Source organism: Delftia sp. SD018 (assembly GCF_017355445.1).
In the GTDB taxonomy this organism is placed as follows: domain Bacteria; phylum Pseudomonadota; class Gammaproteobacteria; order Burkholderiales; family Burkholderiaceae_C; genus Comamonas; species Comamonas acidovorans.
On the sequence record NZ_JADDRN010000007.1, the window covers coordinates 138,014 to 156,635 of the forward strand.

Consider the following 18,622-nt stretch of genomic DNA (forward strand, 5'->3'; position numbering starts at 1 on the left):
AAATCTCAAATACTGTATGAATATACAGCACTCTTGATTTCCGAGAGATCCACGGATGTAAAAAAGCCGGGCAAGCCCGGCTGTCTCAGTGCGCTGGCGCTCTCGCTGCGCTGCCCGCTGGGGGTGTGGCGTCGATCTGCATGCAGGCTTCGCACCATTGCGCGACCGCTGTGTCCACGGCGTGGGTGCGGGCGTTGATGGCGGGCCAGCGGCGCAGGCAGGCGTTGACGATGGCCTGCAGTTGCCACAGCGCCTCGCGGCTGAGCAGGGCCAGCTCGCTCATGCCCTGCACATCGTCCTTGAGGTAGGCCAGCAGGTCGGTTTGCTGGCTGGGATGCAGGCCGGCCTCGGCCAGCTGCTTTTGCAGGCCGCCGATGCTGGAGTCGATGTAGACGGCCGCCTGGTGGTCGGGCATGGCCTGCCAGCGCTCGGGGAAGGCCTGGCTGAACGTGTCCCACATCTGGAAGGCGGCCGACAGCGCTGCCACGCTGTGCGTGACCTCGGCCTGCAGCGGCGGCAGCGGCGTGCCCGGCGAGATCTCGTCGTACAGCAGCGGCAGCAGGATGCCGACCAGATCGGCCGGATAGCGGCGGTGGTTCATGCGCAGCATCAGCGACAGGCGCTGGCCGGGCAGGTCCTGGAATTTGTCGAAGAAGGCCGAGACCACCTCGGCCAGCAACAGGATACGGCCCATTTTGGAGATGGCTTCGCCATGCACGCCGCGCGGATAGCCCGTGCCGTCCATGCGCTCGTGGTGCTCGAGCACGGCCATTTCCACGTCCTGCGAATACGCGCCCGCGCCCCGCATGATGAGCATGCCCGTGACCGAGTGCGCCACCAGGTGCTTGCGCTCGGCGCCCGTGAGCCGGTAGTTGGGATCGGTCCAGGCCGGGTCCATGTAGAGCATGCCCACGTCGTGCAGCAGGGCCGCCGTGGCCAGCGGGCCGCATTCACGCTCACTCCATTCGCTTTGCAGCGCCAGGTAGATGGCCACCAGCATCATCTGCAGGCTGTGGGCGAACAGCTCGGGCCGCTGCTCGCGCATGACCGTGAGCTTGAAGGCGATCTGCGGCGGCAGCACCATCAGGCGCAGCGGCGCCAGCAGCCGGTCCGTGCCGCCCAGCGACTGCACCAGGCGGCGCATCAGGTCCACGGTTTCGCACTGCACCATGGCCTGGGCCTCGATGGCCAGCACGTCCACGCGGTTGTCCACGCCCAGGTGCTTGTCGATGGGGTCGCGCAGCTTGTGCTTGACTAGGCGCTCGTACATGTTGCCGTCGATGCGCGCACCCTTGTCCACGAGCTTGACGCCCTTGTCGTTGAAGATGGGCTCGCCGGTGACCACGTTGCAATGCTCGGCCATGTCGGTGACGGCGCGCAGGAAATGCACGCCCTCGTCCTTCCATCCCTGCGCTGTCGGTGGATTGCGCACGGCCGCGACATCCGTCATAGAGGCTCCCATTGGCTCGAAATCTGAAATATAAGCAAAAGAGCCCGCGCAAGGCGGGCTCTCGTTGCGCAGGCCTGCCAAGGCAGGCCGTGCACGGCAACATCAGCGAATCAGCGTCACGCCGGTCTTGGACTGGATGTCCTCGAAGCTCACTTCGGGGGCCAGTTCCACGAGCTTCAGGCCCTGCGGCGTCACGTCCATCACTCCCAGGTCGGTGATGATACGGTCCACCACGCCCACGCCGGTCAAAGGCAGGGTGCAGGCGGGAAGAATTTTGAGGTCGGTCGTGCCGTCCTTCTTCTTTGCCACATGTTCCATGAGCACGATGACGCGCTTGACGCCCGCCACCAGGTCCATGGCGCCGCCCATGCCCTTGACCATCTTGCCGGGAATCATCCAGTTGGCCAGGTCGCCCTTCTCGGACACCTGCATGGCGCCCAGGATGGACAGGTTGATCTTGCCGCCACGGATCATGGCGAACGACTGGTCGCTGCCGAAGATGGACGAGCCGGCAATCGTCGTCACGGTCTGCTTGCCGGCGTTGATCAGGTCGGCGTCCACGGCATCCTCGGTCGGGAAGGGGCCGATGCCCAGCATGCCGTTCTCGGACTGCAGCCACACTTCCTTGTCACCTGTGTGGTTGGCCACCAGGGTGGGAATGCCGATGCCCAGGTTGACGTAGAAGCCGTCTTCGAGTTCTTGGGCCGCGCGGGCGGCCATCTGGTCTTGGGTCCACGGCATGGTCAGGCTCCTTGTTTTTCTGTGATGGTGCGCTTTTCGATGCGCTTTTCGGGATTCGGGTTGTGCACGATGCGGTGCACGTAGATGCCGGGCAGGTGGATGTCGTCCGGTGCGATCTCGCCGACCTCGACCACCTCCTCCACTTCCACGATGCAGACCTTGCCGGCCGTGGCGGCGGCAGGATTGAAGTTGCGCGCCGTCAGGCGGAACTGCAGGTTGCCGCTCTTGTCGGCACGGTGGGCCTTGACCAGGGAGACATCGGGCACGAGCGAGCGCTCCATCACATAGGTCTCGCCGTCGAATTCGCGCAGCTCCTTGCCCTCGGCCACCATGGTGCCCACGCCGGTCTTGGTGAAGAAGGCGGGAATGCCGGCGCCGCCTGCGCGCAGCTTCTCGGCCAGCGTGCCCTGGGGCGTGAATTCCAGCTCCAGCTCGCCGGCCAGGTACTGGCGCTCGAACTCCTTGTTCTCGCCCACATACGACGAGATCATCTTCTTGATCTGGCGCGTCTCCAGCAGCTTGCCGAGGCCAAAGCCGTCCACGCCCGCATTGTTGGAAATCACCGTCAGGCCCTTGGCGCCGCTGTCCCGCAGCGCGTCGATCAGGGCCTCGGGAATGCCGCACAGGCCGAAGCCGCCCACAGCCAGCAATTGCCCGTCGGCCACGACGCCCTGGAGCGCCTGCTCCGCGGAGGGGTAGAGCTTTTTCACACATGTCTCCTTCAGATTGGATGCGCTACGATACTACGTACTTGCATAGGTAGTTTTTCGTAAAGATTTGCCCATGGATATAGATTACCGGCTGGCGTTCGAAGCCGCCCCCGTCGGCCTCGTGATCTCGCGCAATCGCACCATGATCGACTGCAACCGCCAGGTCTGCGAGATGTTCGAGGCCTCGCGCGAGGTGCTGATCGGCCAGACCTTCCAGATCCTCTACCCCAGTGCCGACGAGTACGAGCGGCTGGGCGCGCGCATCGCGCCCATTCTCAACGCCCGGGGTTTCTACTCGGACAACCGCATCATGAAGCGCGCCAACGGCGAAACGTTCTGGTGCCATGTCACGGGCCGCACGCTGGACCGCAGCGACCCGCACGCCTCGGGCATCTGGAGCTTCGAGGACCTCAGCGCCCACCGTCCCGTCAAGGCCGAGCTCACGGGGCGCGAGCGCGAGGTGGCCGCCCGCCTGCTGGAGGGGCTTACCTCCAAGGAAATCGGCCGCGCCCTGGCCATCAGCCACCGCACGGTGGAGATCTACCGCGCACGGCTGATGCGCAAGTACGGCGCCTCCACGGCCGCCGATCTGGTCCACAAGCTGGTCTCTGGCTGACAGGGCGACGGCCTACACGGGCCGTATCCGCCCGCGCAACACAATGCCTTGGCAAAAAGCATGCCCGGCACGGCGCATGCGGGGGGCGGTGAAATTTTTTGGCTATGGCGCAGTTGAGATTTGCCAATCGCCAAAGCCTTGCCGCATCCATAGAACGAAACAACAATAAAAGCAATTCGATAGCACGCAGCTATTGATTTTCCAAGCGCCGCGCTGCCTGCGTGCAAGCCGGCGCCGCTACCACCCCTCGATCAAGGAGAGACCATGACCCACAAGCTCACCACCGCCGCAGGTGCCCCGGTTGCCAACAACCAGGACTCGCTCACGGCCGGCCCGCGTGGCCCGATGCTGCTGCAGGACCTGTGGCATCTGGAAAAAATGGCCCACTTCAACCGCGAAGTGATTCCCGAGCGCCGCATGCACGCCAAGGGCTCGGGCGCCTTCGGCACCTTCACCGTGACGGGTGACATCACGCGCTATACCCGCGCCAAGGTGTTCTCCGACATCGGCAAGCAGACCGAAGTGTTCGCGCGCTTTTCCACCGTGGCCGGCGAACGCGGCGCGGCAGACGCAGAGCGCGACATCCGCGGCTTTGCCGTCAAGCTCTATACCGAGGAAGGCAACTGGGACCTGGTGGGCAACAACACGCCGGTGTTCTTCTTCCGCGACCCGCTCAAGTTCCCCGACCTGAACAAGGCCGTCAAGCGCGATCCCTACACCAACCTGCGCTCGCCCGAGAACAACTGGGACTTCTGGACCGGCCTGCCCGAGGCGCTGCACCAGATCACCATCGTCATGAGCGACCGGGGCATTCCGCGCGGCTACCGCCACATGCACGGCTTCGGCTCGCACACCTACAGCTTCATCAACGCCAGCAACGAGCGCCACTGGGTCAAGTTCCACTGGGTCTGCCAGCAGGGCATCGAGAACTTCGGCGATGCCGAGGCCGCCGCCGTGGTCGCCTCCGACCGTGAAAGCAGCCAGCGCGACCTGCTCGAAGCCATCGAGCGCGGCGAGTTCCCGCGCTGGAAGCTGTGCGTGCAGATCATGCCCGAGCATGAAGCCGAGACCTACCGCTTCCACCCCTTCGACCTGACCAAGGTCTGGAGCAAGAAGGACTACCCGCTGATCGAAGTGGGCGTGATGGAGCTCAACCGCAACCCGCGCAACTACCACGCCGATGTGGAGCAGGCCTCGTTCACGCCGGCCAACCTGGTGCCGGGCATCGGCCCCTCGCCCGACCGCATGCTGCAGTCGCGCCTGTTCTCGTATGGTGATGCCGCGCGCTACCGCCTGGGTGTGAACCACCACCAGATCCCCGTGAACGCGCCGCGCTGCCCCTACCACGCCTACCACCGTGACGGCGCCATGCGCGTGGACGGCAACTACGGCGGCACCATCGCCTACGAGCCCAACACCAAGGGCGAGTGGCAGGAGCAGCCCGCCTTCGCCGAGCCGCCGCTGGCCCTGCACGGCGCGGCCGACCGCTGGAACTACCGCGAGGACGATGCCGACTACTTCACCCAGCCCGGCGACCTGTTCCGCCTGCTCACGCCCGATGCGCAGCAGCGCCTGTTCGAGAACACGGCGCGCAACATCGCCGGTGTGTCCGAGCACATCGTGCAAAAGCACATAGCGCACTGCACCCAGGCCGACCCCGCCTACGGCAAGGGCGTGGCCGATGCCATTGCCCGCCAGAAGGCCGGCACGCTCTGACCGGCTGACGCCCACGGCAAAACGCCCCCGCATCGCCGGGGGCGTTTTTCATGGCGCGCCCTGCCCTCAGGCCACGGCCTTGAAGGCGGGAAGCTTGTCGCCCAGCCGCTTGCCCATCTCCGTGCCCAGGGCCTGCAGGCCGCTCATGGGGCGCACCATGACCTCGAATTCCCGGATCAGCCCCTGCTCGTCGAAGCGGATGAAGTCGATGCCCTTGAGGTTCTTGCCGCCCACGCTGGCGCTGAACTCCAGCACCACGTCCAGGCCGTCATCGCTGGCCATCTGGCGGTGGTAGGTGAAGTTCTCGAACACCTGGACCACGGTGGACAGCGCCAGCATCAGCGCGGGTGCCGAGGCATAGGGCGTGTTCGCCATGGGCGAGCGGAACACTGCATCGGGATGGACGATGGTGTGCAGCTCGCCCAGGTCGCTGGCGGCAACCATGCGATGCCACAGCTCCAGGGAGCGGGCGACTGCGGGATGGGCGTTCTTCGGGGGCTGGGACATGCTTGTCTCCTGGTGGTTGAGGTGGAAAACGGAATCGGGCGGCGCCCTCAAAGGCTGGCCGCCAGCGTGGTGCCTTGCAGGATGGCGCGCTTGGCGTCGAGTTCGGCCGCCACGTCGGCGCCGCCGATCAGGTGCACGCTGCAGCCCGCCGCGCTCAGGGCCGCATGCAGCTCGCGCTGCGGCTCCTGGCCCGCGCAGAGCACGACGTTGTCCACCTCCAGCAGTTGCGGCTGGCCGTCCACGGTGATGTGCAGGCCGGTGTCGTCGATGCGCTCATAGGCCACGCCCGAGCCCATGGCCACGCTGCGTGCCTTCAGCGAGGTGCGGTGTATCCAGCCCGTGGTCTTGCCCAGCTGGTCGCCCACCTTGGTGGACTTGCGCTGCAGCAGGTGCACGCGGCGCGGCGAGGGCTCGGCCTGCGGCTGCGCCAGGCCGCCGGCCTGGGCGTAGTCCGTGTCTATGCCCCACTCCGCATAGAACTTGCGGGGCGCCACGGCGCCGCTGTCGCCGGCATGGGTCAGGTACTCGGCCACATCGAAACCGATGCCGCCCGCGCCGATGATGGCCACGCGCTCGCCCACGGGCCTGTCGCCCTGCAGCACGTCCAGATAGCCGAGCACCTTGGGATGGTCCACGCCGTCGATGGCGGGAACGCGCGGCCGTATGCCCGTGGCCAGCACGATCTCGTCATAGCCGCCCTCGATGAGCTGGGCGGCCTCCACGCGGTGGCCCAGGCGAAGGTCCACGCCGCCCAGCTCCAGCTGGCGGCGAAAGTAGCGCAGCGTCTCGTGGAACTCCTCCTTGCCGGGCACCTTCTTGGCAATGTTGAACTGCCCGCCGATCTCGCTGGCCGCATCGAACAGCGTCACCGCATGGCCGCGCTGCGCGGCGGTGACGGCAAAGCTCAGGCCCGCCGGGCCGGCGCCCACCACGGCGATGCGCTTGGCGGCGGGCGCAGGCGCAATCACCAGCTCGGTCTCATGGCAGGCGCGCGGGTTGACCAGGCAGGAGGTGATCTTGCCGCCAAAGGTATGGTCCAGGCAGGCCTGGTTGCAGGCAATGCAGGTGTTGATCTCGTCGGCCCGGCCCTGGCGCGCCTTGCGCACGAAGTCGCCATCGGCCAGCAGCGGCCGGGCCATGGAGACCATGTCGGCATAGCCCTCGGCCAGCAGGCGCTCGGCCACTTCGGGCGTGTTGATGCGGTTGGAGGTGATCAGCGGGATGCCCACCTGCCCCATCACGCGCTGCGTGACCCAGGCATAGGCGGCGCGCGGCACCTTGGTGGCGATGGTGGGGATGCGCGCCTCGTGCCAGCCTATGCCCGTGTTCAGCAGCGTGGCGCCCGCGGCCTCGATGGCCTGGGCCAGCGCGACCACTTCCTCCAGCGTGGAGCCGCCCTCCACCAGGTCCAGCATGGACAGGCGGTAGATGATGATGAAGTCCCGCCCCACGCGCTGGCGCGTGCGCCGCACGATCTCCACCGCAAAGCGCATGCGGCCCGCGTAGCTGCCGCCCCATTCGTCATCGCGGTGGTTGGTGCGTGCGGCGATGAACTCGTTGATCAGATAGCCCTCGGAGCCCATGATCTCCACGCCGTCGTAGCCCGCATGGCGGGCCAGGGCTGCGCAGCGCACGAAGTCCTCGATGGTCTGCTCCACCTCGTCGCCCGTCAGCGCATGCGGCACGAAGGGGTTGATGGGCGCCTGCAGCGCGCTGGGCGCCACCAGCCCGGGCTGGTAGGCATAGCGGCCGAAGTGCAGGATCTGCATGGCGATCTTGCCGCCCTCGGCATGGACGGCCTGCGTGACGATGCGGTGCTGGTCCGCCTCGTGCTCATTGACCATCATGGCGCCGCCCTTCATGGGCCGGCCGCGCTCATTGGGGGCGATGCCGCCCGTGACGATCAAGCCCACCTCGCCGCGCGCGCGCTCGGCGTAGAAGGCGGCCATGCGCTCGAAGCCGTTGGGCGCCTCCTCCAGGCCCACATGCATGGAGCCCATGAGCACGCGGTTTCTGAGCGTGGTGAAGCCCAGGTCCAGTTCGGCATTCAGGTGGGGGTAGTGGGTCATGCCTGTCTCGCTTTTTTATGCAACTGATTGCATGAATGTAGTCAGCCTCCTTTATTTATGCAACTGGTTGCGCAAAAAATTGCAGAAATGACTGCAGCGCTTGGCCGCACCTCCATGCAGGCCCGTAAGATGGCGCCCAGCGCCAGTCCCTTTGTTGCCGATGTCCCTGCCACACGCCCTTCTCACCGCCCTGGTCGAGCATCCCTGCTCCGGCTCGGAACTTGCCGAGCGCTTCGACCGCTCCATCGGCTATTTCTGGAATGCCACGCACCAGCAGATCTACCGCGAACTCGCCCGGCTGGAAGAGGCGCAATGGATAGAGGCCCTGCCCGCCGAATCCGGCCGGGGCCGCAAGCGCCAGTACCGCATCCTGCCCACGGGCCGCAAGGAGCTCAAGCGCTGGGTGGCCGAGCAGGAAGACCCCAAGCCGCTGCGCGAGGAATGGATGGTCCGCCTGCGTGCCGAGGCGGTGGTGGGACCCTGCGGACTGCAGGACGAAGTGCAGCGGCTGCTGGCACTGCACCAGGCGCAGCTGGACGTCTACCAGCGCCTGGAGCAGCGCGACTTCCTGGACAAGCCGCCCACGCGCGAGCGGCGGCTGCAGCACCTGGTGCTCAAGGCCGGCATACAGCAGGAGCAGCTGTGGATAGGCCTGCTGCAGGAAGCCCGGGAGATCCTGGACATGCCGGCCAGGCCCTGAGCAACGGTTGCGACGACTGAGACGGCTGAGACGGTGCGACGGCCGCCTCAGCCCTTGTTCAAGCCGTGCAGCACCAGCCCCGGCGCCTCCAGCCGGGCACGCAGAATGCGCCCGTGCGTGGAGTCCGTCACATACAGCGTGCGGCGGTCCACGCCCCCAAAGGCCAAGTTGGTGAGCGAGCTTCCCGGCACGCCACGCAGCACCTGCACGGGCTCGGCACGGTGGTTGAGCACCCACACCAGGCCCAGGCCCGGGTTGGCCACCAGCAGCCGGCCCTGGTCATCCACGGCCAAGCCGTCGGGGCCGCTGGGGCCGTAGGAGGTGAAGAACTGCCCCACCTTGGCCACGCTGCCATCGGGCAGCAGGGGCACGCGCCAGACGCAGTTGCCGCGCGTCACGGCCAGGTAGAGAACGCGGCCGTCAGGCGACAGCGCCACCCCGTTGGGGCTGGGCACGTTGGCCAGCAGCAGGTCCAGCCGGCCGTCCGGCCGCAGGCGGTACAGGCGGCCGCTGGGGTCGTGCAGGCCGCTCTGGCCCTGGTCGGTGAAGTAGAGGTTGCCCTCGGCATCGAAGACCAGGTCGTTCACGCCCTTGAAGCGCTCGCTGTTGCGCCGCTGCAGATAGGGGCTGATGCGCCCCGTGGCCACCTCCAGGCGCATCAGGCCGTTCTTGTAGTCGGTGATCAGCAGCGTGCGCTCGTCAAGGAACTTCATGCCGTTGGGCTCGCCGTCGTACTCGGCCACCAGGGTCCAGGCGCCTTGCGGATCGATGCGGAACACGCGGCCCCAGGGAATGTCGGCCACGTACAGATGGCCGGCAGCGTCGAACACCGGGCCTTCGAGGAAGGAATCGGTCACGGCGCCGCTGCGGTTGGCATCGGCCCAGTCGCTGCGCTCGGGGCGGCGCAGGGCGTCGGGCATGGTGGTGAACGATTCGAGGTCGCAGACCTGGGGGGCTTGCAGCAGGAACATGGTGTCTGTCTTTCTTGGAGTGTCAGGCCGCGCCGTCGAAGCCATACAGCCTTGCGGGGTTGTCCACCAGGATGCGGTCCATGGCCTCGTCCGTGCCGGCCCAGGCCTGCAGCAGGTCCACCAGGTCGGCATCGTTGACGGAGCCCGGCGCCTCGGTGGTGTGCGGCCAGTCGCTGCCCCAGACCAGGCGCTCGGGCGCGGCGCGCACCAGGTCGCGGCCCAGCGGCAGCGTGTCGGCATAGGAAGGGCCGCCCACCGATGAACGCATATAGGCGCCCGAGAGCTTGACCCAGGTGTTGCCGCCATCGAGCAGCCGGCGCAGCGCGGCATGGGCCGCGCCCTCCACGCCAGCCACGCCCTCCACGCCCTCAGCCGGGTCGATGCGGCCCAGGTGGTCCACGACCAGGGGGACGGGCAGCGCACCCAGCACAGGCTCCAGCGCCACCAGCTGTTCGGGCTGCACAAAGACCTGCACATGCCAGCCCAGCCGTGCAACCCGGTGCGCCAGCGTGACCAGCATGTGGGCCGTGGTCTCGCCCCAGGACTGCGGCGAGACAAAGTTCACGCGCACCCCGCAGACGCGGTGCGCGGCCAGCCGGTCCAGCTCGGCATCGGCCACGTCGTGGGCGACGACTGCCACGCCGCGCGCCACATCGCCCAGGCGCTCCAGCGCATCGCGCGTGCAGGCGTTGTCCGTGCCATAGGTCGAGGGCGTGACCACCACGGCGCGCGAGGTGCCCAGGCGCTGCTGCAGTTGACGGTACATGGCCACTTCGGCATGGGGCGGCGTGCGCGGCCAGTGCGGCGACGGTGCAAAGCGCGCATCGAAGATGTGCATGTGGCTGTCGCAGGCCAGCGGCGGCAGCGTGCGCAAAGGCCGGTTCGTGCCGGCCGAATGCGCAACGGCAATGGTCGATGCGTTCATGGCCATGCGCTCAGTCCAGCACGATGGCGCCCTTGCGCACCACCTCGCCCCACTTGGCGTCTTCCTTCTGGAGGAAGGCCGCGAACTCGGCCGGCGTCGATGCCATGGGCTGGGCGCCCAGGTCGCTCAGTCGCTGGCGCACCTCGGCTTCCTGCAGCACCTCGGACAGCGCCTGGTGCAGGCGCGCGGCCACGGGCTCGGGCGTGCCCGTGGGCAGGAAGATGCCGTTCCACTCATAGGCCTCGTAGCCGGGAATCACGGTCTCGGACACGGTGGGCACATCGGGCAGGCGCGCCGAGCGCTGGGGCGCGGCCACGGCCAGGGCGCGCAGCTTGCCGCCCGTGACCAGCGGATAGGTGGCCACCATGGTGCCGAACATGAAGTCCACCTGCCCGCCCATCACATCGGCAATGGCCGGCCCGCCGCTCTTGTAGGGCACATGGACCATGTCCAGATCCAGCCGCTGGCGGAACAGCTCGGCCGCCAGGCGCTGTACCGTGCCGCTGCCGCCCGAGGCAAAGTTGATCTTGCCTGGCTGCGCCTTGGCCCTGGCCGCCAGGTCCGCCACGCTGCGCACGGGCGAGTCGGCCTTGACCACGACCACATTGGGCATGAGCAGCACCAGCGACAGCGGCTGCAGCGCGCTGCGCGCATAGGGCAGCTTGGCGAAGAGATGCGGGTTGATGGAAAACGGCGTGGCGTCGTAGAGCACCGTGTAGCCGTCGGCGCGCGCCTTGGCCACCTGGCTGGCGCCAATGGTGCCGCTGGCGCCGGGCCGGTTGTCCACGATGATGCTGGTGCCCAGCCGCGCGCCCATGCGCGTGGCCAGCAGGCGCGCGGCCGCGTCAGCGCCGCCGCCGGGCGCATAGGGCACGACCAGGGTGATGGACCGCTCGGGAAAGGCGGCCTGGGCCACGGCGGCGGCCAGGGCGCAGACCGCGATCAGGGTTCCGGCAAGGAATTTCATGGCTTGTCTCCAGATTTTTTCGAGGGGGCGGCGGCCGAATCAATCCGCCTTCAGGTTCAGTTCGCGGGCGATCTGCGCATAGGGCGCCCCTGCCCTGGCTCAGGCGCCGGCCGCCGCAGGCACGCGGGCCAGCACCTCCAGCACATTGCGGGCCGCGCCCACGCCCATGTTCACGTAGGCATCGCCGGTCACGCCGCCGATATGGGGGCTGAGCACGAAGTTCCTTTCGCCCTGGAACGGGTGGCCGGCCACCATGGGCTCCACCGCAAAGCTGTCCAGCCCTGCGGCCGCCACCTGGCCCGAGCGCACGGCGGCCAGCAGCGCGGCCTCGTCGATCAGGCCGCCGCGTGCGGTGTTGACCACGATCACGCCGCGCCTGCAGGCCGCCAGTGTGGAGGCGCCGAGCATGCCCCGGTTTTCCTCGGTCAGCGGGCAGTGCAGCGAAATCGCGTCGGACTCGCGCCAGATGGTTTCCAGGTCCACGGGCTGCACGTAGGCGGGCAGGTTCTTTGCGAAGGGATCGAAGCCGATCACGCGCATGCCCAGCGCATCGGCCATGCGCGCAAAGCGCAGGCCGATGGCGCCCAGCCCCACCAGGCCCACGGTACGCCCGCCCAGCTCCAGGCTCTTGTGCGTGGCCTTGTCCCAGTGGCCTGCGTGCATGCGGGCATCCAGCGCCACCACCGACTTGGCGCAGGCCAGCAGCAGGGCCAGGGCCTGCTCGGCCACGGCCGCCGCATTGGCGCCAGCGGCGGCCACCACGGCAATGCCGCGTTCGGCGGCAGCCGCCTTGTCGATGGTGTCCGTGCCGCTGCCGTGCTTGGAGATCACGCGCAGCGAGGGCGCCGCGTCCATCACGGCCGCGCCCACCTTGCCGTAGCGCACGATGATGGCCACGGGATCATGGGCGCGGCACAGCGCGACCAGGTCCTCTTCGGTGGGCGTCTTGCCCGCATAGACGATGTCGTGCTGCGCCAGCAGGTCCAGCGCCTGTTGCGCCAGATCGGCGCCGGTGACGATGATGGTGCTCACAGCGATTCCCCTTCCTTGAGCACGCCGGCCGCGCGCAGGGCCGCGGGCAGCCATTTCGATGCCGTGTCGCCGCGCGCAATGGCCTCGATGCGGGCGGCCTCGTCGACCACCTTTTTCACGGCCAGGTCCAGCATGGCGGGGGCCTTGTCGCGCTCGATGACGACCACGCCATCGGCATCGCCCACCACCAGGTCGCCCGGGTGAACCGTCGTGCCACCAGCGGAGATGGCGTGGTTGATGCGGCCCGGCACGAACTTGGTCGGGCCTGCGGGATTGAAGCCTGCGCTGAACACGGGGAAGTCCAGCTCCAGCAGCTCCAGCCGGTCGCGGATGGCGCCGTCCACGATGACGCCGGCCAGGCCCAGCTTCTTGCAGGCGCTGAGCATCAGCGTGCCCATGAGCGCCGCCGTCTGGTCGCCCTTGCCGTCGATGACCAGCACGTCGCCGGGCCGGGCCAGCGCAATGGCGGCGTGGATCATGAGGTTGTCGCCGGGACGCACCTCGACGGTGAAGGCCGGGCCGGCCACTTTCATGCCCTGGTGCACGGGCGCCACGCGCGAATGCATGGTGCCGCGGCGGCCCGCCACGTCGGCCAGGATGGCGGCCTGAAAGCCGGCTGCGCGTTGCACGACCTGGGCGTCCACGCGCACGATGTCACGGATGATTTCTGGGAGTTGGCTCATGATGGTTCGGTGAGATGGGGGGAAGAAAAACAGGAAGATCAGGAAGATGTGCGCGCGTCAGTCGGCCTTGATGCCGGCCTCGCGGATGAGTTGGGCCCACTTGGCGGAGTCGGATTTCTGCAGCTCGCCCAATTGCCGCGGCGTGCCGCCGACCATGCCGGCCTCGGCCATGGTGAGCACGTCAGGCAGGGCCTTCAGGCGCGCCGCCGAGGTCACGGCCAGCGCGGGCGTGTCGCCCTTGTTGGGCGCATGGATGAAGCGCACGCCGCCCTTTCTTTGCAGCAGCTCGCCCTGCATCTGCAAGATGGTTCCGCTGCCGCCCGAGGCAAAGGCCAGCTGGCCCAGCTGCGCCTTGGCGGCGGCCAGCCCATCCAACATGCAGCGGTTGTCGCTGCCGTAGGTGGACGGCGTGACCAGCACGCAGCGGGAGGTGCCCAGGCGCCGCTGCAGCGCGCGGTAGTCGCCGGCCGAGGCGTCGGGCGGCAGCAGCCGCGCGCCCGGGGTTGCCGGGTAGCGGCCGTCATAGACATGCACATGGCAGTCGCAGGCCTGCGGGGGCAGCACGGCGCGGGGCCGGGCGCTGCCCTGCGAGAAGCGGACGGGCACGGCAAGGCTGTCGCAGTCCATGGCGAGATCTCGATGGAGGAAGAAAAAGGAAGGGAGGAGGAAGCGCGGAGGAAGCGAAAGGGCTGGCGCCCCTGCCCCCGGGCTCAGTCCAGGCTGGCGCCCGAGTCCTTGACGATGCGTGCCCAGCGCGGCACCTCGGCACGCAGCAGCGCGGCGAACTTCTCGGACGAGCCGCCCAGCACCTCGCCGCCTTCGGAGCGCAGCTTCTCGGCCACCTCGGGCACCAGCAGCGCGTCGTTGATGGCCTTGTTCAGCTGCTGCACGATGGCCTGGGGCGTCCCGGCCGGGGCCAGCACGCCGAACCAGGTGACGGCCTCGAAGTCCTTGTAGCCCGACTCGGCCAGCGTGGGCGTCTGCGGCAGCTGGTCGGACCGCTTGAGCGAGGTCACCATCACCGCGCGCAGCTTGCCGTTGCGCACCTGGCCCAGCAGCGTGGGCACGGCCGACATGTAGAAATCGATCTGCCCGCCCACCAGGTCGGTCATGGCCTGGGCCGCGCCCTTGTAGGGCACATGGCGCAGCTTGATGCCGGCCGCGTTCTCGGCCAGTTCGCCGGCCAGGTGCGCCACCGTGCCGTTGCCCGAGTAGCCCAGCGTGAGGCCGTCGGGCTTGGCCTTTGCGGCCTTGACCAGGTCGTCAAAGGTCTTGTAGGGCGAGTTGGCCGGCGCGGCCATGACGATGGGCGCGGAAGACACCAGCGCCACGGGCACCAGGTCCTTCAGCGGGTCATAGGGCAGCTTGGCGTACAGCGAGGGGTTGATGGCCAGGTTGCTGGTCTGGCCCATGACCAGGGTATGGCCGTCCGGCGCGGCCTTGGCCACGGCATCCACGCCCAGGTTGCCGCCGGCGCCGGGCCGGTTGTCCACCACCACGGTCCATTTGTTGTGGTCCGCCAGCCGCTGGGCCACGGTGCGCGCAATCATGTCCGTGCCGCCACCGGGCGGAAACGGCACCACCAGGCGGATGGGCTTGCGGGGATAGGTGTCCTGGGCCTGGGCAGCGCCCATGGGCACGATGGCGGCAACGCCGACCAGGGCGGCAAGAAGGCGTGCGTTGAGGCAACGCGAAAGCGAGGGAATCGGCATGGCGGTTTGTCTCCGTTTGTTGTGTTCAACGCCCGCATGGCTGCGGTGCGTGGGACGAACTTTATGAAAACGTTTCAACCCATACAATGCCGTTTCATACAGCGCAACCAATTGCATGCCTTGCACCATGAACAAGCCCCCCAGCACCCCTTCCCCGGCGCAGCCACCCGATGACAAGGCCAGCCCGGCCAAGGACGGCGGCGTGATTGCCGTCACGCGTGCCTTGCAGCTGCTTGGCGCCTTCGCCCTCGGGGAGTCGCACCTGTCCCTGGCGGAACTGAGCCGGCGCTGCGCGCTGCACAAGACCACGGTGCTGCGGCTGGCGCGCACGCTGGCGCAGTCGGGCTTCATGGTGCAAAGGGACGATGGGGACTGGCGCCTGGGCCCGGCCGCAGGCTGGCTGGGTGCCCGCTACCAGGCGGGCTTTGATGTGCAGAACGTGCTGGAGCCCGCGCTGCGCGCGCTCACGCAGGCCAGCGGCGAGAGCGCGGCCTTCTATGTGCGCGAAGGCAATGTGCGCACCTGCCTCGTGCGCGTGGAAGGGCCGCAGGCCCTGCGCCACCATGCGCGCATGGGCGAGGGGCTGCCGCTGGACCAGGGCTCACCGGGGCGCGTGATCCTGGCCTTTTCAGGCGAGCCGGGGCCGGTGTACGAGCAGATCCGCCAGCGCGGCTACCACTGGTCCATCGGCGAGCGCGAACAGGGCGTGGCCACGGTGTCGGCGCCGGTGTTCGGCATGCACTGGCGGCTGATGGGATCGGTGTGCATCTCGGGGCCGGCATCGCGCCTGCCCGAGTCCCGGCTGGAAGCCATGGCGCAGACCGTGGTGGCGGCGGCCAACCAGCTGTCCTATGCGCTGGCGGGCAGCGCCAGAACACAGGCCCCTGTGGTGCGCGCCAGCCAGTGGCATCCCTGAGAACACCTTCCGGGGCGACGCCCGGAAGGTGGATGGCCGCTTACTGCAGCGCGCCCATGGGCAGGGCGATGGGCTTGCCGTTGAGCGTGACCTGGCCGGCCTGCATCTTGAGCGCGCTGACCAGCTTGTCGCCTTCCAGGCGGGCATAGCCCGTGGCCTGGGCCATGCCCAGCATGCCTTCCACATCCTCGGCCGAGACATCGGGCTTGCCCGATGCCTTGATCAGCGGCTCCAGCCAGGCCTTGGGCAGGCTGGCATTGGCCTGCAGTGCCGAGGTCTTGAGCAGCGCCGGCATCCAGCCGGCCTGGGCGACCTGCTCCTGCGTGGGCGCGCTTTGCACTTCGGCGCCGTACTCCAGGTGGCCGGTCTGGCCCTGGTAGGTGGCCTGCAGCTTCATGGAGTAGGCCGGCAGGGCCGCCACCAGGCGCGGGGCGTTCTGCATCAGCACGCCCATGCCCTGCTCTTCCAGCGATTCCAGCGCCTTGGCCAGGCCCTCCTTGCGGTAGCCCTCGACCATGACGCGCTGGAAGCCGCGCAGCGCCTCGATGTCCAGGCGCTGGATCTTTTCCTCGTAGCCCACGGACTCGAAATCGATGGGGCCGATGCGGCCCGTGCCCTTGACCTGGGTGGTCATGCCCAGCGTGGTCTTGTCGGACTCGATGACCGAGTTGCCGTCCACGTTCTTGAGGTCCAGCAGCGTCTTGGCCTCGCCGCCTTCGGCGGGCGTGCTGCTCATGCCGAAACGGGCGATGCGCACGCTGGCCTTGCCGGGGCCCAGGCCCCACAGGCCGTCGATGACCTTGTTCTCGAAGCTGCTCTCCAGGCCCGTGAGCATGATGCTGGTGCGCTCCACCGGCACTGCGGCCGGCTGGGTGGGGAGGGCCTCGTCGTTGTCGGATTCCTCCTCCTCGCCCTCTTCCTCTTCCACGCCCATGGACTTGTCGCGGCTGGGCAGGCCCAGCAGGGCCACCTCGGGCCAGCGCCAGGTGCCCTTGACGCTGCCACCGCCCAGGGCCGTGTCCAGCACCATTTCCTGCCAGCGCATGGTGACTTCTTGGTCGCCCAGCTCGCCGGCGGGCAGCAGCAGGCGCACATCCTGGCCGCCCGTGAAGTGGTGCACGCTGGTCAGCGTGGGGGCTGCGGCCTTGGCCAGCATCTGCGTGCTCTTTTCGTCCAGGCCGTCGAGCGCAAAGCGCGTCTCGGAAACCGCTGCCGCCAGTCGGCCACCGGCCAGCGGGCCGTGGCGCACCGTGGTGTCCACCACCAGGCGCACGGGCTTGGACGCAGCGACCGGCTCTGCTGCGGCGGGCGCTTCAGCTGTGTCGGCTGCTTTTGCCGCGTCAGCCGTTTCAGCCGCTTCGGCGGCCTGAGCTTCCGCCACAGGCCACTGCAGCACCAGCTTGGCCTGGGAGGAGAGGAATCCCTTGTGGTACTCGTCGGTCACGACGACTTTCTCGCCCAGCACCTTGCGCAATTCGGCCACGGCCTCCTTGTAGCCAGCCTCGGCCCGCTGGCCGGTATACCAGGTGGTTCCTCCATAGCCCACGACGGCCAATGCCACGGCAGCGGCCACTACGGTTTTCTTGTTGCTCATTGTGAATATCCCGTGATGAATAAGACCCTCCCCCTCGGGCGGGCCGCGCGACTGTATCAGTTCGGCGTTTCACCACAGATCGGCAATGGGCTGCGCATTGACGCAGCCATGCCTCCTGTCGCAGGCACGCATGGACGCAGGCCCCTGCCCAGGGCTTGCCAGGCCTTGCCTGCAGCGGTTTTCAGGATCTGCACCCCCGGCATTGCCCGCGCAAGACAGGCACCCGGATTTTTCAATTGCTTACCATTGCCGCACATGATTGGCATGCCAATTGAATTCGGAGGAAAACGCTATGGCGTCATGCATATGGCGTCACGGATATGGCGTGAATGCACCTTTCCCTCTTTGCCGGCTTGCCCGAATGCCGTATCGAGTGCCTCCAATGACGGCACTCACCCGGCCTGCAGCAGAAATGGCAGGGCCGCGTCCAGCAGTGCATCGGGCGCCTCCTCGGCGATGTAGTGCCCGCAGGCCAGCGGCCGGCCCCGCACATCGTCGGCCACGAGCTGCCACTCGCGCAGCGGATCGAAGCAGCGGTGCACCACGCCCTCCTCGCCCCAGAGCACCAGCAGCGGCATGGGCAGCCTGCGCCCGAGCTGGCGGTCTTCGCGGTCATGCTCCAGATCGATGCCGGCCGATGCGCGGTAGTCCTCGCACATGCCGTGCGCGCTGCCCGGCAGCGCCAGGCAGCGCTGGTACTCGGCCAGCGCCCGGGGATCGAAGGGCGCCAGGCCGGCGCTGCGCCGGCCCATGATCTCGCGCACATAGGCGGCGGGATCGGCCTCGATCAGGCGCTCGGGCAGCGGCGCGGGCTGGATCAGGAAGAACCAGTGCCAGTAGGCGCGCGCAAAGGCCTCGCCGGTCTGCTCGTACATGGCCAGCGTGGGCGCAATGTCCAGCAGCACCAGACGCTGCACGCTGGCGGGATAGTCCATGGCCAGCCGATGCGCCACGCGCGCGCCCCGGTCATGCGCCAGCACGCTGAAATGCTCATGGCCCAGCCGGGCCATCAGCCGCAGCAGGTCGCGGGCCATGGTGCGCTTGCTGTAGTTGACATGCTCGGGGTCGCCGGCCGGGCGTGAGGAGTCGCCATAGCCGCGCAGGTCGGCCAGCACCACGGTGAACTGCTGCGCCAGCCGGGGCGCGACGCGGTGCCAGATCGCGCTGGTCTGCGGGTGGCCGTGCACCAGCAGCAGGGCCGGCCCCTGGCCGCCCACCCAGGCGTTGATCTCCACCCCGTCATCGACCGTGATGCGCTGCTGGCGCAGGCCCGGCATCCATGGATCTGTGTGCATCCCGGAGATTCCTTCTAC

At 68.1% G+C, this 18,622-nt stretch carries 18 protein-coding genes; 4 read left to right on the forward strand and 14 right to left on the reverse strand.

The window, feature by feature from the left end:
* Window positions 1-85: 85 nt before the first annotated feature.
* The 3 genes from INR38_RS09790 to INR38_RS09800 all read right to left on the reverse strand — a co-directional run bounded on the left by INR38_RS09790 (window position 86) and on the right by INR38_RS09800 (window position 2,901).
* On the reverse strand, window positions 86-1,450 hold the full coding sequence (locus INR38_RS09790; protein WP_207442843.1) for an HD domain-containing phosphohydrolase: 1,365 nt from the start codon (window positions 1,448-1,450) through the stop codon (window positions 86-88).
* Window positions 1,451-1,552: 102 nt separating this feature from the next.
* Window positions 1,553-2,191 (reverse strand): 3-oxoacid CoA-transferase subunit B, encoded by a 639-nt coding sequence (locus tag INR38_RS09795; protein WP_012206068.1) that lies wholly within the window; start codon window positions 2,189-2,191, stop codon window positions 1,553-1,555.
* 2 nt (window positions 2,192-2,193) lie between these two features.
* Entirely contained in the window at window positions 2,194-2,901 is a 708-nt protein-coding gene (locus INR38_RS09800) for a CoA transferase subunit A (RefSeq protein WP_013802011.1), read from the reverse strand.
* A gap of 73 nt (window positions 2,902-2,974) precedes the next feature.
* Here INR38_RS09800 and INR38_RS09805 point away from each other — a divergent pair, with 73 nt between their 5' ends.
* Together INR38_RS09805 and INR38_RS09810 are read left to right on the forward strand one after the other, a co-directional pair.
* Entirely contained in the window at window positions 2,975-3,517 is a 543-nt protein-coding gene (locus INR38_RS09805) for a PAS and helix-turn-helix domain-containing protein (protein WP_012206070.1), read from the forward strand.
* A 264-nt stretch (window positions 3,518-3,781) separates the two neighbouring features.
* A complete protein-coding gene (locus INR38_RS09810) occupies window positions 3,782-5,233 on the forward strand; it encodes a catalase (protein ID WP_013802010.1) in 1,452 nt (483 codons plus the stop codon).
* A gap of 66 nt (window positions 5,234-5,299) precedes the next feature.
* Here INR38_RS09810 and INR38_RS09815 read toward each other — a convergent pair whose 3' ends face one another.
* Both INR38_RS09815 and INR38_RS09820 read right to left on the reverse strand, forming a co-directional pair.
* Window positions 5,300-5,740 (reverse strand): nuclear transport factor 2 family protein, encoded by a 441-nt coding sequence (locus INR38_RS09815; protein WP_063325552.1) that lies wholly within the window; start codon window positions 5,738-5,740, stop codon window positions 5,300-5,302.
* Window positions 5,741-5,787: 47 nt separating this feature from the next.
* Entirely contained in the window at window positions 5,788-7,809 is a 2,022-nt protein-coding gene (locus INR38_RS09820; protein ID WP_123693714.1) for an NADPH-dependent 2,4-dienoyl-CoA reductase, read from the reverse strand.
* A gap of 160 nt (window positions 7,810-7,969) precedes the next feature.
* Between INR38_RS09820 and INR38_RS09825 the strand changes: the two genes are divergently transcribed.
* A complete protein-coding gene (locus INR38_RS09825) occupies window positions 7,970-8,509 on the forward strand; it encodes a PadR family transcriptional regulator (RefSeq protein ID WP_016446262.1) in 540 nt (179 codons plus the stop codon).
* A gap of 47 nt (window positions 8,510-8,556) precedes the next feature.
* Here the strand turns inward: INR38_RS09825 and INR38_RS09830 are convergent, their stop codons facing one another.
* The 7 genes from INR38_RS09830 to INR38_RS09865 all read right to left on the reverse strand — a co-directional run bounded on the left by INR38_RS09830 (window position 8,557) and on the right by INR38_RS09865 (window position 14,799).
* Complete coding sequence (locus INR38_RS09830; protein WP_207442844.1) at window positions 8,557-9,480, reverse strand: SMP-30/gluconolactonase/LRE family protein; 924 nt, start codon at window positions 9,478-9,480, stop codon at window positions 8,557-8,559.
* A 22-nt stretch (window positions 9,481-9,502) separates the two neighbouring features.
* Window positions 9,503-10,411, reverse strand: a complete 909-nt coding sequence (locus INR38_RS09835; protein WP_207442845.1) for an amidohydrolase family protein — start codon at window positions 10,409-10,411, stop codon at window positions 9,503-9,505.
* A 4-nt stretch (window positions 10,412-10,415) separates the two neighbouring features.
* Window positions 10,416-11,372, reverse strand: a complete 957-nt coding sequence (locus INR38_RS09840; RefSeq protein WP_207442846.1) for a tripartite tricarboxylate transporter substrate binding protein — start codon at window positions 11,370-11,372, stop codon at window positions 10,416-10,418.
* A 99-nt stretch (window positions 11,373-11,471) separates the two neighbouring features.
* On the reverse strand, window positions 11,472-12,404 hold the full coding sequence (locus tag INR38_RS09845; RefSeq protein ID WP_207442847.1) for an NAD(P)-dependent oxidoreductase: 933 nt from the start codon (window positions 12,402-12,404) through the stop codon (window positions 11,472-11,474).
* Window positions 12,401-13,087, reverse strand: a complete 687-nt coding sequence (locus INR38_RS09850) for an RraA family protein (protein ID WP_207442848.1) — start codon at window positions 13,085-13,087, stop codon at window positions 12,401-12,403. The genes INR38_RS09845 and INR38_RS09850 overlap by 4 nt, the downstream gene beginning before the upstream one ends.
* Before the next feature lie 57 nt (window positions 13,088-13,144).
* A complete protein-coding gene (locus INR38_RS28695; protein ID WP_242699022.1) occupies window positions 13,145-13,714 on the reverse strand; it encodes a tripartite tricarboxylate transporter substrate-binding protein in 570 nt (189 codons plus the stop codon).
* 83 nt (window positions 13,715-13,797) lie between these two features.
* Window positions 13,798-14,799 (reverse strand): tripartite tricarboxylate transporter substrate binding protein, encoded by a 1,002-nt coding sequence (locus INR38_RS09865; protein WP_034394746.1) that lies wholly within the window; start codon window positions 14,797-14,799, stop codon window positions 13,798-13,800.
* A gap of 127 nt (window positions 14,800-14,926) precedes the next feature.
* Between INR38_RS09865 and INR38_RS09870 the strand changes: the two genes are divergently transcribed.
* On the forward strand, window positions 14,927-15,715 hold the full coding sequence (locus INR38_RS09870; RefSeq protein WP_207442849.1) for an IclR family transcriptional regulator: 789 nt from the start codon (window positions 14,927-14,929) through the stop codon (window positions 15,713-15,715).
* 40 nt (window positions 15,716-15,755) lie between these two features.
* Here the strand turns inward: INR38_RS09870 and INR38_RS09875 are convergent, their stop codons facing one another.
* Window positions 15,756-17,309, reverse strand: a complete 1,554-nt coding sequence (locus tag INR38_RS09875) for a YdgA family protein (RefSeq protein WP_207442850.1) — start codon at window positions 17,307-17,309, stop codon at window positions 15,756-15,758.
* Window positions 17,310-17,701: 392 nt separating this feature from the next.
* The gene (locus tag INR38_RS09880; RefSeq protein WP_207442851.1) at window positions 17,702-18,604 is read right to left on the reverse strand and encodes an alpha/beta hydrolase; all 903 of its coding nucleotides are present in this window, start codon (window positions 18,602-18,604) and stop codon (window positions 17,702-17,704) included.
* Window positions 18,605-18,622: the final 18 nt, after the last annotated feature.

What these genes read in the sequence shown, in the direction of transcription:
- INR38_RS09810 (WP_013802010.1), top strand. Translation starts at nt 3,782, where the DNA reads ATGACCCACAAGCTCACCACCGCCGCAGGTGCCCCGGTTGCCAACAAC.
- INR38_RS09825 (WP_016446262.1), top strand. Translation starts at nt 7,970, where the DNA reads ATGTCCCTGCCACACGCCCTTCTCACCGCCCTGGTCGAGCATCCCTGC.
- INR38_RS09850 (WP_207442848.1), bottom strand. Translation starts at nt 13,087, where the DNA reads ATGAGCCAACTCCCAGAAATCATCCGTGACATCGTGCGCGTGGACGCC.
- INR38_RS09840 (WP_207442846.1), bottom strand. Translation starts at nt 11,372, where the DNA reads ATGAAATTCCTTGCCGGAACCCTGATCGCGGTCTGCGCCCTGGCCGCC.
- INR38_RS09815 (WP_063325552.1), bottom strand. Translation starts at nt 5,740, where the DNA reads ATGTCCCAGCCCCCGAAGAACGCCCATCCCGCAGTCGCCCGCTCCCTG.
- INR38_RS09835 (WP_207442845.1), bottom strand. Translation starts at nt 10,411, where the DNA reads ATGGCCATGAACGCATCGACCATTGCCGTTGCGCATTCGGCCGGCACG.
- INR38_RS09865 (WP_034394746.1), bottom strand. Translation starts at nt 14,799, where the DNA reads ATGCCGATTCCCTCGCTTTCGCGTTGCCTCAACGCACGCCTTCTTGCC.
- INR38_RS09875 (WP_207442850.1), bottom strand. Translation starts at nt 17,309, where the DNA reads ATGAGCAACAAGAAAACCGTAGTGGCCGCTGCCGTGGCATTGGCCGTC.
- INR38_RS09795 (WP_012206068.1), bottom strand. Translation starts at nt 2,191, where the DNA reads ATGCCGTGGACCCAAGACCAGATGGCCGCCCGCGCGGCCCAAGAACTC.
- INR38_RS09790 (WP_207442843.1), bottom strand. Translation starts at nt 1,450, where the DNA reads ATGACGGATGTCGCGGCCGTGCGCAATCCACCGACAGCGCAGGGATGG.
- INR38_RS09805 (WP_012206070.1), top strand. Translation starts at nt 2,975, where the DNA reads ATGGATATAGATTACCGGCTGGCGTTCGAAGCCGCCCCCGTCGGCCTC.
- INR38_RS28695 (WP_242699022.1), bottom strand. Translation starts at nt 13,714, where the DNA reads ATGGACTGCGACAGCCTTGCCGTGCCCGTCCGCTTCTCGCAGGGCAGC.
- INR38_RS09870 (WP_207442849.1), top strand. Translation starts at nt 14,927, where the DNA reads ATGAACAAGCCCCCCAGCACCCCTTCCCCGGCGCAGCCACCCGATGAC.
- INR38_RS09830 (WP_207442844.1), bottom strand. Translation starts at nt 9,480, where the DNA reads ATGTTCCTGCTGCAAGCCCCCCAGGTCTGCGACCTCGAATCGTTCACC.
- INR38_RS09820 (WP_123693714.1), bottom strand. Translation starts at nt 7,809, where the DNA reads ATGACCCACTACCCCCACCTGAATGCCGAACTGGACCTGGGCTTCACC.
- INR38_RS09880 (WP_207442851.1), bottom strand. Translation starts at nt 18,604, where the DNA reads ATGCACACAGATCCATGGATGCCGGGCCTGCGCCAGCAGCGCATCACG.